This is a genomic window from Oscillatoria salina IIICB1, assembly GCF_020144665.1.
Lineage (GTDB): Bacteria > Cyanobacteriota > Cyanobacteriia > Cyanobacteriales > SIO1D9 > IIICB1.
Genome location: NZ_JAAHBQ010000129.1, coordinates 1 through 10573 on the forward strand (window position 1 = coordinate 1; position 10573 = coordinate 10573).

General features: G+C 40.5%; 15 protein-coding genes. 6 read left to right on the forward strand and 9 right to left on the reverse strand.

The window, feature by feature from the left end; all coding sequences use genetic code 11:
- Positions 1-95 precede the first annotated feature (95 nt).
- Positions 96-614, reverse strand: coding sequence for a hypothetical protein (locus tag G3T18_RS24195; RefSeq protein WP_224413159.1), 519 nt, complete (start codon positions 612-614; stop codon positions 96-98).
- Between the two features lie 163 nt (positions 615-777).
- Between G3T18_RS24195 and G3T18_RS24200 the strand changes: the two genes are divergently transcribed.
- A complete protein-coding gene (locus tag G3T18_RS24200) occupies positions 778-2400 on the forward strand; it encodes a YcjF family protein (protein ID WP_224413160.1) in 1623 nt (540 codons plus the stop codon).
- A gap of 285 nt (positions 2401-2685) precedes the next feature.
- Here the strand turns inward: G3T18_RS24200 and G3T18_RS24205 are convergent, their stop codons facing one another.
- On the reverse strand, positions 2686-3021 hold the full coding sequence (locus G3T18_RS24205; RefSeq protein WP_224413161.1) for a XisI protein: 336 nt from the start codon (positions 3019-3021) through the stop codon (positions 2686-2688).
- A gap of 252 nt (positions 3022-3273) precedes the next feature.
- Between G3T18_RS24205 and G3T18_RS24210 the strand changes: the two genes are divergently transcribed.
- Together G3T18_RS24210 and G3T18_RS24215 are read left to right on the forward strand one after the other, a co-directional pair.
- Complete coding sequence (locus tag G3T18_RS24210) at positions 3274-3528, forward strand: type II toxin-antitoxin system HigB family toxin (protein ID WP_224413162.1); 255 nt, start codon at positions 3274-3276, stop codon at positions 3526-3528.
- A gap of 14 nt (positions 3529-3542) precedes the next feature.
- Positions 3543-3842 carry a helix-turn-helix domain-containing protein gene (locus G3T18_RS24215; protein WP_224413163.1) on the forward strand — a complete coding sequence of 100 codons (300 nt, stop codon included), beginning with the start codon at positions 3543-3545 and terminating at the stop codon, positions 3840-3842.
- Positions 3843-3972: 130 nt separating this feature from the next.
- Here the strand turns inward: G3T18_RS24215 and G3T18_RS24220 are convergent, their stop codons facing one another.
- The 5 genes from G3T18_RS24220 to G3T18_RS24240 all read right to left on the reverse strand — a co-directional run bounded on the left by G3T18_RS24220 (position 3973) and on the right by G3T18_RS24240 (position 6565).
- Complete coding sequence (locus G3T18_RS24220; protein WP_224413164.1) at positions 3973-4317, reverse strand: HepT-like ribonuclease domain-containing protein; 345 nt, start codon at positions 4315-4317, stop codon at positions 3973-3975.
- Positions 4314-4604, reverse strand: a complete 291-nt coding sequence (locus G3T18_RS24225) for a nucleotidyltransferase family protein (protein WP_224413165.1) — start codon at positions 4602-4604, stop codon at positions 4314-4316. Before G3T18_RS24225 ends, G3T18_RS24220 begins: the two co-directional genes overlap by 4 nt.
- Positions 4605-4712: 108 nt before the next feature.
- The gene (locus tag G3T18_RS24230; RefSeq protein WP_224413166.1) at positions 4713-5651 is read right to left on the reverse strand and encodes a putative 2-dehydropantoate 2-reductase; all 939 of its coding nucleotides are present in this window, start codon (positions 5649-5651) and stop codon (positions 4713-4715) included.
- Positions 5652-5654: 3 nt separating this feature from the next.
- The gene (locus G3T18_RS24235) at positions 5655-5816 is read right to left on the reverse strand and encodes a hypothetical protein (RefSeq protein ID WP_224413167.1); all 162 of its coding nucleotides are present in this window, start codon (positions 5814-5816) and stop codon (positions 5655-5657) included.
- A gap of 104 nt (positions 5817-5920) precedes the next feature.
- On the reverse strand, positions 5921-6565 hold the full coding sequence (locus G3T18_RS24240; RefSeq protein WP_224413168.1) for a fasciclin domain-containing protein: 645 nt from the start codon (positions 6563-6565) through the stop codon (positions 5921-5923).
- 327 nt (positions 6566-6892) lie between these two features.
- Here G3T18_RS24240 and G3T18_RS24245 point away from each other — a divergent pair, with 327 nt between their 5' ends.
- Both G3T18_RS24245 and G3T18_RS24250 read left to right on the forward strand, forming a co-directional pair.
- Positions 6893-7870: an ABC transporter ATP-binding protein gene (locus tag G3T18_RS24245; protein WP_224413169.1), complete on the forward strand. Its 978-nt coding sequence runs from the start codon at positions 6893-6895 to the stop codon at positions 7868-7870.
- A 383-nt stretch (positions 7871-8253) separates the two neighbouring features.
- Positions 8254-8655, forward strand: coding sequence for a response regulator (locus tag G3T18_RS24250; RefSeq protein ID WP_224413170.1), 402 nt, complete (start codon positions 8254-8256; stop codon positions 8653-8655).
- Positions 8656-8728: 73 nt separating this feature from the next.
- Here the strand turns inward: G3T18_RS24250 and G3T18_RS24255 are convergent, their stop codons facing one another.
- Both G3T18_RS24255 and G3T18_RS24260 read right to left on the reverse strand, forming a co-directional pair.
- Positions 8729-8914 carry a hypothetical protein gene (locus G3T18_RS24255; RefSeq protein ID WP_224413173.1) on the reverse strand — a complete coding sequence of 62 codons (186 nt, stop codon included), beginning with the start codon at positions 8912-8914 and terminating at the stop codon, positions 8729-8731.
- A 45-nt stretch (positions 8915-8959) separates the two neighbouring features.
- A complete protein-coding gene (locus G3T18_RS24260) occupies positions 8960-9226 on the reverse strand; it encodes a hypothetical protein (protein ID WP_224413171.1) in 267 nt (88 codons plus the stop codon).
- Between the two features lie 191 nt (positions 9227-9417).
- On the opposite strand from G3T18_RS24260, the gene G3T18_RS24265 reads away from it, so the two are divergent.
- Positions 9418-9966 carry a DUF2854 domain-containing protein gene (locus G3T18_RS24265; RefSeq protein ID WP_224413172.1) on the forward strand — a complete coding sequence of 183 codons (549 nt, stop codon included), beginning with the start codon at positions 9418-9420 and terminating at the stop codon, positions 9964-9966.
- The last annotated feature ends 607 nt before the right edge of the window (positions 9967-10573 follow it).

Consider the following 10573-nt stretch of genomic DNA (forward strand, 5'->3'; position numbering starts at 1 on the left):
GAGTCAGTAGGGGCGCTTTGACTACGCCAAATAGAGTCCATTTTTGGATGGCTTAAGAATCCCCTCCCTTTAGCAACGCGGAGGGAGGGGAGCAGTCAACCTTGTAAGTAACGGGATGCTAAGTGCATTGCATCGGCTAAATCTACGTCACCGTCGCGATCGGCATCCAAAAAGCTATTAAGAACTGAATTAGAGTTATTCGCGGAAGTGCTATTACCAGTTTTGAGGAGGTTCAAGACTAAGGGAACCAGAATTGGGAGCATTCCTTGGATTGTACCGGAGTTTAGCCCGGTTCTGCTTTCTACTTCCCGAATAAGCTGCTGAATTTGGGGTGTGCTAAAGAGTACGTTAATTGCTTGGGTACTGGGTTGAAAACCGCCGAATTGATTGACGATCGCTTGCGCTTGTTGTTCTCCTCCAGTTTGACGTTTTTCTTGGAGAGACGATCGCACAAAGTTACCGACGACTGACATTGCTGATTCTACCGCACCAGGATTGGTTTGATAGGTGCTACTGAGTTGTTGTACGCTATCGATTAGAGTTGCTAACTGAGTCGAACTTCCTTGGCGATCGCTCGAATCAATGGCGTTGATGATTGTGTCAAATAAACCCATAGTTGTAATCTCTACTTTAAGTTACTGCTAGCCGATGAAAGTTTGTTGTAGGCTAGTTTTAGAAAGAATCTCTCGTATTTATTACAATAACTGCATCTAGCTAAGAGCAGAAAACAACTTAAATATTTTTTCTCTAGCAATTTTTGGTTAATTTTACAATCTCGTGCCATTACCTCGTCTACTGACTTTGATTATCGGTGTCATTTTTATCCTGGGAATGACGCTGTTATTGGTTGATTCGATTTTCCAGCTTTATGCGGAAATTGCTTTTACTGCACCTCTACTGGCAAATTTGCTCCTACTGTTAATTATTGTGCTGTTGGCGGTAATTATTGGCGCTTTTGCTTATTATTTTCATCTTTCTACCTCTGGAGGTGCGAAAAAAACTACTCAGCGTCGTCAAGCTGCGAAAATTCCGGCGCAAAAAAATGAGGCGGCGAGTTATAATTTGCAAGCGGTACGACAGCAGGTAGATAAGATTCAAGATGAGGTAGCACGAGAAGCACTGCTGAAGCGATCGCAGGAAATTGAAGCTAATTTAGCACGAGGTGAGATCCGAGTTATCGTTTTTGGTACCGGAAGTGCTGGCAAAACTTCGGTGGTTAATGCTTTAATTGGACGTATGGTTGGCGAAGTGGGTGCGCCGATGGGAACTACCCAAGCTGGAGAAACTTATTGTTTACAATTACCTGGTTTAGCGCGCGAAATTTATATTACTGATACACCGGGAATTTTGGAAGCTGGTGTTGCTGGTACGGAAAGAGAACAATTAGCCAGAGAGTTAGCAACCCAAGCAGATTTATTATTATTTGTAGTTGATAACGATTTACGCGCTTCGGAATACGAACCTTTAAGAAATTTGGCGCAAATTGGGAAACGCAGTCTCTTAGTTTTCAATAAAGTTGACCTTTATTCCCCCGAAGATGAAACAGCAATTCTCGCTAAATTACGCGAACGAGTGCATTCTTTTATTGCTCCTTCAGATATTGTCACCGTCTGTGCAAATCCGCAACCAGTACCTTTAGAAACTGGGGAAATTGTCCAACCAGATCCAGAAATATTTGCTCTGTTAAAGCGTCTCGCGGCAGTTTTACGCGCCGAAGGAGAAGATTTAATTGCTGATAATATCTTATTACAATCGCAGCGACTTTCTGAGGAAGCACGGAAATTAATTGATAAACAAAGACGCAGACAAGCTGATAAGATTATAGACCGTTATCAGTGGCTTGTGGCTGGCGCGATCGCGGTAACTCCTCTTCCTGGTGTTGACTTACTTGCGGCTGCGGCTGTAAATGCACAAATGGTCGTCGAAATTGGTAAAGTTTATGACTTACAATTAGACTTAGAAAGTGGTCGCGAATTAGCGTTATCTTTAGGGAAAACTTTAGTTAGTTTAGGTGTGGTTAAAGGCGCTGTCCAATTACTTTCTACCGCCCTACAATTGAATATTGCCACATATTTAGTCGGAAAAGCCATTCAAGGAGTAACTGGCGCTTATTTGACTCGAATCGCGGGGAAAAGCTTTATCGAATACTTCCGCCAAGGTCAAGACTGGGGCGATGGTGGCATTACCGAAGTCGTGCAGAGACAATTTAAGTTAGCACGAAAAGACGAATTTGTCAAGAGCTTTGTGAATCAGGCGATCGCGCAAGTAGTCAAACCGTTAACAGACAACTTTGAACAATTAGAACAGCCACAAGAGCCAGAAGAAACCGTAGAATTAGAAGTAGAAGAAGTTGTCATTGACGACTGGGAAATCCCCACTCCCAGACAAGATGATTGGTAATTTCAAGCTTTTATTGTCATGTTGAGCGCAGCGAAACATCTCTAGAATCATGAAAAACGGTGATTCTTCACATTACTTTTATTGTCATGTTGAGCGCAGCGAAACATCTTTGAAATGAGCAAAAACGGGGATTCTTGACATTACTTTTATTGTCATGTTGAGCGCAGCGAAACATCTCTGGAATCATGAAAAACGGTGATTCTTCACATCACTTTTATTGTCATGTTGAGCGCAGCGAAACATCTCTTATTAGCCCAACGAATAAACTCGCAGCCCGCAGTCCCGTTAAGCAACGCCAAACCCCGTATATTCCCGAACAAAAGCAGGTTTCAAACCTAAAACGATATCTTCCCTAACAATTCCCCGTTCTAATAACTCCTCAGCTATAGAAAAATCAGTCGTATTTTGCTGAATCCAAACTTTTCCTTCCCTAACCTCAAGATGGATGATTACAGCATAGATTCTTTGCTGATTATTCCAACCTAAATGTAATAATAAATAGCGGTCTGTTTCACGAGCAAAAATAGTTTCCGTTTCAATTGTACCATTAATCGGAATAATCTCCCCTTGTTCTTTTAAGAAACTACAAATAACCTGACGATATTCTTCTAACTTATCCATTGACTAATCACCTCCGCAACCGGAGCGTAAACAATTAACTTCAGCCCATAACGACGAGTTTACGGTGAAACTAAATAGAATTATCTTAGCCTGCTAATAAAAATCTAGTCCACGTAGCCCGGATCTTTAGGGTACAAGCTAAATTTAAAATTTATTCTTATCAATTAGCAATGAAAAGTCTGGTATCATAAAGCAATGAGTGAGAGGAAATGATTCGTTGAGGATTATTGCAAGGAGTACCTTGCGGGATTTTTGGAACACGCTGATTCAGAACAGCCTTTAAAAGCATGGTTTCATGATGTATCTCGCCTGGATTGGCAGAGTCCGACAGATATCAAAAATATTTATGCTAATGCCAGTATTTTGCCGAATAATCGGGTTATTTTTAATATCAAAGGGAATGATTATCGTCTCATTGTTCATGTTCGCTATGACATAGGAATTGTCTTTATTCGCTTTATCGGAACCCATCAAGAATATGACAAAATTGATGCAACAACTATTTAGAGAGGGAAAGATAAATGGATTTGAAACCGATAAAAATAGAAGCAGATTATCGTCAAGCTTTAGCAGAAGTGGAAAGTCTTTTTGACGTAGAATTAAATACGCCAGAAGGAAATAAGTTAGAAATTCTCACAACATTAATTGAAGCGTATGAATCAAAACATTATCCGATTGAATTAGCTTTACCTTATGAGGCAATTCTTTACTATCTAGAAAGTCGTAATCAACCTATTTCTAGTTTCATTAAAGGGTTCAAATATAGGGGAGTGACTGAAGATTTGATTAATGAGACTTTGAATGACATAGGGAAAGTATAGAAGGAGAAAATTTGCTTCAATTTCAATTAAAAACTCATTAATATTAAAACCTTAAAGATCAATAGTAATTCAACTAAGAATTATCTTAGCCCGTAAAGGGGAAGCTAGCCGCGACTTCTAGTCGTCAGGCTTAAATTTCTCCTAACTCCTGCAAAATTTCCTCAAGCTTTGCTTGCAAATTGGGCAAATCTTGCTCAACTACATCCCAAACTACATTTAAGTCAATTCCTCCTAAATAATCATGAACTAAAATATTCCGAAAACCTGAAATACTTCGCCAATCAATTTCAGTTTTCCTTACTTTTAAATCAGCAGAAATACGTTGTGTTGATTCAGCTAAAGTCTGTAAGCGTCGGAGAACTGCATCCTGAATCATAGAATTAGTAAAAAACTCTTCTCTCCCAGTAGTAGTGTATTCATTAATATGCTCAATACACTGAATAATATATTCTAGATAAATTTGGTCATCTGTCATAATGGTATAGCTTCAGAAAGAACTCGTTCGCGAATTAATTGATGAAGTCCATTCTCGGTAACAATATCTACTTTACAACCAAGCAAATCTTCTAAATCGGCTAATAAACCTCCTGGAAACCAAGGACTGTGTTTTTCACCAACATTAATTAAAAAATCTATATCGCTTTCTTTATTCGCTTCTCCTCGCGCAACTGAACCAAAAATACGCACATTGTCAGCACCATGTTTAGCTGCAATTTGGAGGATTTCTTCGCGTTTTTCTGCTAGTAGTTGTTTGATTTCCATTGGATTTATATTAGGAATTTAACTAAAATTATCTTAGCACGCGAAGGGGGAACCTTGTTTGTGTAGCCGCGACTTCTAGTCGTCAGGCTTAAATATTTCCTACTACAATTAACTTCTATTCTTACGATCCAAAAACTTCAATTGCTGATACAACATTTCAATCCGAGGTAAACTAACTCCCGCAGCCGCAGCACTTCGTAAAGGATTACCAAAAATTGCTTCTATTTCCAAAGGTTGTTGGCGGTCATAATCGAGCTTCATACTGGTAAGATAAGGTTCCATATTATCAGTATGATCCAAATTTTTTTGCACAAAACTCTCAGGAATTTCTCGTCCGTTACTTTTTGCTCCTAATAACACTTCCTGCATTAAATTGGTAATCAACAACCGCATTTCTTTATCCGCCATCATTTCCTCAGTGGTGGCATCCAAAACGACAGAAAGCCCATTATATGGTATATTCCAAATTAACTTTTCCCAACGCGATCGCGCTAAATCTTCCCCTAACTCCACTGGTATTCCCGCAGCTTCAAAGTCTTGTGCAACCTCGCGCATCTTCCCAGTAATCCCACAAGCTTGATAACCATCAGCATATTCTGCAAGTTTAACTGCGCCGTAGTCCAAATGACGAATATGTCCCGCACCGACTTTATTCGCACAAATAAAGCATAATCCGCCGATAACTCGCCGAGAACCAACAATTTCGGCTATTTCCAGTTCGCATCCTAAGCCATTTTGCAACAGCAAAACCACCCCGTCATCTTTCAGCACATGAGGTAATATTTGCCGTAAAATATGGTTTTGCGTAGCCTTAAGCGCAACCACAGCCACATCGCAAGCAGGCATTTTCGCCGGATCGTGGTAAGCTTGCACGTGAGGAAGGGTAAAATCTCCTTGGACAGATTCAATAATTAAACCACGCTCTTGCACCTCAGCATAATCGCTGCGTAAAAGAAAGTGTACCTCGTGGCGCGATCGCTGCAAACAACCTCCATAAAATCCACCAATAGCACCCGTACCAATAATTGCGTAGCTACGACTAGACATAAATTAACAATTAACGTGCATAACCTCGACAATATTTACCTGACTAACCGGAGCAGGTTTCATCTCACCACGAAAATCAAGCACTTGGACAATCACCAAATAAGCAACAGCCAGTAAGATCGAAATTATCCCGGTAATAATGGCAACCACCTTGCCTCGTTCCATTTTTTTCGTAGAACTCCAAATAAAATTATTGTAAACCGATCTGTCCCAAAGTAAAACTACAAAAGCCTCAGAGACTTTTGTAGTTTCAGCAAATACATTTTGAGTTAGCTTTGAGGAGGTAAAATCACCTCGTCAACCACGTGAATTACGCCATTGCTAGCTTCAATATCTGGCTGGACAACTTTCGCCTCATTTACCTTCACTGCTTTAGTAGCATCATCAACGCTAATATCGATTTGAGAGCCTTCGACAGTAGCCACATTTCCAGGAGTAATTTCTCCAGAGGTTACTTCTTGAGGAAGCACGTGATACTGCAAAACTTTGACCAGTTGTTCTTGATTTTCTGGCTGAAGCAACTCATCGAGTGTTCCTGGTGGTAAAGCCTCAAAAGCTTCATTTGTCGGTGCAAATACAGTGTAGGAACCTTCTGCTAAAGTTTCTGTTAATCCTGCGGCTTCAACTGCTGTAGCTAAAGTGGAAAATTGTTCATTGCTAGTAATTACTTCAACGATACTTCCACCTTCAGCTTGAACTGTTTCAAGGGGTTGTTCGCTTTCTGCGGTGTCTACAGCTTCTTCTTCTCCTGTTTCCGCAGTTATAGCGGGAGTGTCTGAGTCTTCAGCCCCAGGACCTTCTTCTACTTGTGCTTGTTCTTCAGGAGGGGCTGAACAAGATACTACAGCTACCGCACTACCTAAGCCTAACAAGCCAATTAAAGCTAATTTGGAAATTTGAGTAACAGGTTTCATGAGTCTCCGTCGATCTTTACTAATTTTGATAATTGTTAATAAACTGTAATTATTTCTGCAAGTATTTGCCGTCAGTCTCAAGACAGATGTATATTTTAATACTTTATTTGTTAAGTAAAAATAAGCAAGTATCGGCTAAGTAGACGAAATAAGTTGAAAATAAACGAATAATACTTGAAGATGTCTATTTGGAGTCTAAAGCAAATATTTTGGCTGGTTTGTCCTGCAATTGCAAATCTGGAAAATTTGCTGAAACAGCGCCGAGATTGGAAAATTAACTAAAAAGGGAATAAATAAATTAAGTACCATTAAGTTAATTTGGTAAATATGGATGCTGCAACAGAAACAAAAGCAACTACAACCAATGGACGAACACCCGTAGTCCAAACTTGGGAGTTGACCAAGGTTTATCGCACTGGTTTTTTCATGAATCAAAAGGTAGAATCCTTGACAAACTGTACCTTGACGGTGTATGAAGGAGAAACCTTTGGTTTACTTGGACCAAACGGAGCAGGTAAAACCACCTTATTAAAGATATTGTTGGGAATTATCCAGCGTACATCAGGAAGGGGAGTTTTACTAGGAAATCCAATTGGCGATCGCGCAGTTAAGCAACGTATCGGCTATCTCCCAGAAAATGCTTACTTCTACGATTATCTAACCGCTTGGGAATTTTTGCATTTCGTCGCTGGATTATTTAAACTTCCGCGCAACGTGCAGCAACAACGCATCCCAGAACTTTTAGACTTAGTAGGATTAGATCGAACTACAGCCAAGAAAAAGCAGCTACGCAAGTATTCTAAAGGAATGCTGCAAAGAGTTGGCATGGCACAAGCTTTAATTAACGATCCCGAAGTCGTTTTTCTCGACGAACCCATGTCCGGACTCGATCCTACTGGACGCTACCGGATTCGAGAAATTATACTGTCCTTGAAAGAACAAGGCAAGACAGTATTTTTCAACTCGCACATTTTAGCCGATGTCGAACAAATTTGCGATCGCGTTGCCATTCTCGCACGTGGAGAGTTAATCTGTATTGGTTCTCTTGACGAACTGCTCGGTATTGGCGAAACTTATCACGTTAAAGGTAAAGGCGGAAATATCGATATTCTCAAGAGTTGGTTAGAAAATATTGGTTTTGAACAAGATACGTGGTATGGTCAACTCAAAGGATCTCCCCAAGAGTTTCTCGCCAATCTTAGCTTAATGAATGCTCAATTGATCGGCATGAATCTCGCTCGTACTTCCTTAGAAGAATTCTTTATGCAACAATTATTCTCGCGAGGTATTGATTCTACTCGCTAACCAACGAACTCCAACCTTTGCAGGATGCTAGTGAGGTAAAAACAAGTGAAACAGTTAGCACCTTAGCAGTTTATACTCTAATTCCTTCCCTTTGTCTCCCTTGTCCTCCCCCTCTTCCTTGTCTCAAATCTCTACTGATAACTGATAACTGCTCAGGTGAAAACCCCCTCTCCCAATTCCCAGTCCCCAATTCCTGTAAATTTAGCAACTACTTGAAAATAAAAGTAAATAAATTGCCTAAAATAATTAATACTGGTAATTGTTTCTTAATATTTTTGTCCAAAATGATTCATTCGCATGGTAGAGGCAATCGAGCTTAGAATTTCTTTACACTAGACCTATAAGTTAATAAATGTCGTTTGTAGTAGTTAAAAGTTACGTCTATGTTGTCTTGCCAGCAGCCAGTCCTCCAAGTTCTCGTTGTTGATGACCACGAACTAACTCGGTTTACTCTCAAGTTAGCACTTGCCAGTAAGAGAAACATCGAATTAGTCGGTCTTGCAACCAACGGTCAAGAAGCAGTAGATATGGTCGAGCGCTATCACCCAGATGTGATTGTTCTCGACCTACAAATGCCAGTAATGGATGGCTTAAGTGCCTCTAATCTGATCAAAAAAATAGCACCTAGCACTCAAATTATCGCCTACTCTTCGGTGGAAGATGCTCAAGGGGAAGCGAAGACCAAAAAAGCTCACATTGACGCCTTCTGTCAAAAAGACACTCCCACAGAAAGTTTAATAAATTTAATCGAACAGTTAGGAGAGCGATCGCTCGCTCATCAATAACGAGGATCTTCAATTCTCAAACCAAGAGCGATCGGCGTTAGGCGAACAAATCTACTCCCTCTCCAACAGAGATTTAGCCAATTCCTCTTTCTTCGGGAAAGGTTTGTTCAAATTCCTCAACTAACTCATCCAATTCTTCGAGAGCCTGATCTACATCAATTCTCAGGGTGCCTAAGTTAGGTTGTTCTAGCAATTTGACCAAAAAATCACGCTTACTAGCCATTTGGACAACTCTTTGTTTAATCGTTTCTTTATTCATCATCAAATTTATCTCGAAAAAGCCTACTCTAGTTACTCTATAGTTTTAGCGTAGAAAGGGAGGTCGTTTGCGACTGGTACTAGACTTATTTTTTATCGTTTCAGCAATAAAGCGCTTAAACGCCTTCTCGCGGTTTTTCATAAAAGCAGACCAAAATCCTGGTTGAAACTCATCCATAGTTTTGGCTAAAGCCCAAACATCTACAGCCAAAATGTTATGCAAAGTTTCATCCTCCTGCTGGAGGGACTTGATCTGCTCGAGTAGGATGCGACTCTTATTTTTAGCAGTTTCAGGATCTTTGTGGTTAACCATGTTCGCGAGCAGAGCTTGAGTGAGTAGAGTAGACAATAACGGTCAACTCCTGTATCGATCCTAGGCGATCTCGTTCTAATTCCCTAAAGTTTGCTTAGGAGAGGGGTTTTGAGCAAGGAAGAGTGAAACATATTTATTATTAAGAGACAATAAAAGTTCAACTAATTATTTTCGGTGTGATATTTTAATCTATGTTACGTCAATTTCCTTTAGCATCAATAGGTTTGGTTGTAGGTGGATGCTTGACCGTTATCGGATTACTGGCTTACGCTACTGGCAATGCTACCCTGAATTTAGTAGGTTTTTTCTACGGAATTCCGGTTCTTCTAGGCGGTTTAGCGCTCAAAGCTGCTGAACTAAAACCAGTACCCTACAGTGAAGCAACTTCTCCTAACATTTTGGCTTTACGCGAACAACAAGCCACACCAATTCAAAATCAAATTCGCAAAGACGTTACCCGCTATCGTTATGGTCAAGAAGCTCATTTAGAAGAGTCTTTGTCACGTTTGGGTTTAAGTCCCACTGACGAAGAAAGACCAGTTCTGCGATCGCTGCGGGAAACTGAGGTGAATGGTAATTATACTTTAGTCTTAGAATTTGAGTCGCCGTTAGTTTCTCTAGATAGTTGGTCTGAAAAGGAGGAAAAAATTGCTAAATTCTTCGGTCCGGGAATTAGGGTAAATTTAAGTCAACCTGAAGAAGATCGAGTCGATCTGGCTTTGATTGCTTTACCAGGATAATGGGGAGGTGGGGACTGGGGACTGGGGACTGGGGACTGGGGACTGGGGACTGGGGACTGGGGACTGGGGACTGGGGACTGGGGACTGGGGACTGGGGACTGGGGAGGACAAGGGGGAATTAGAGGATAAACTGCTAACTGGTAACTGTTCACTGATAACTGCTAACTGATAACTGTTCACTGTTCACTGCTAACTGCTATAGCACTATGCTTTTACGTTAAATTAGCGACCAAGATGGTCGCACTACAATGCTCAGAAACGTCATATCTTGATCTGGTACTGCTATAACTGTTAACTGAATCCCTAATCCCCAATCCCCAATCCCCAACCCCTAATCCCCAAACTTACTTTTCCAGACGCACCACATACTACTGTAAAACATAGTAGAAAAGGTTGAATCCTTTACCCAGTGGACATTACAGCTTTGGCTAAACTTGAAAACACTTATTTCACTCATCCATCACTCACTTAGCCTTTAATGTTACAGGTGTAGTATTAGATGTGACACAAAATCATATTGAGTGACATCACTCAACTTAGTTTAACCCTTGGTAGGTTAAAAATTTTACGGTCTGTAATTACGGTCTGTAATTACGCACCGTAATTT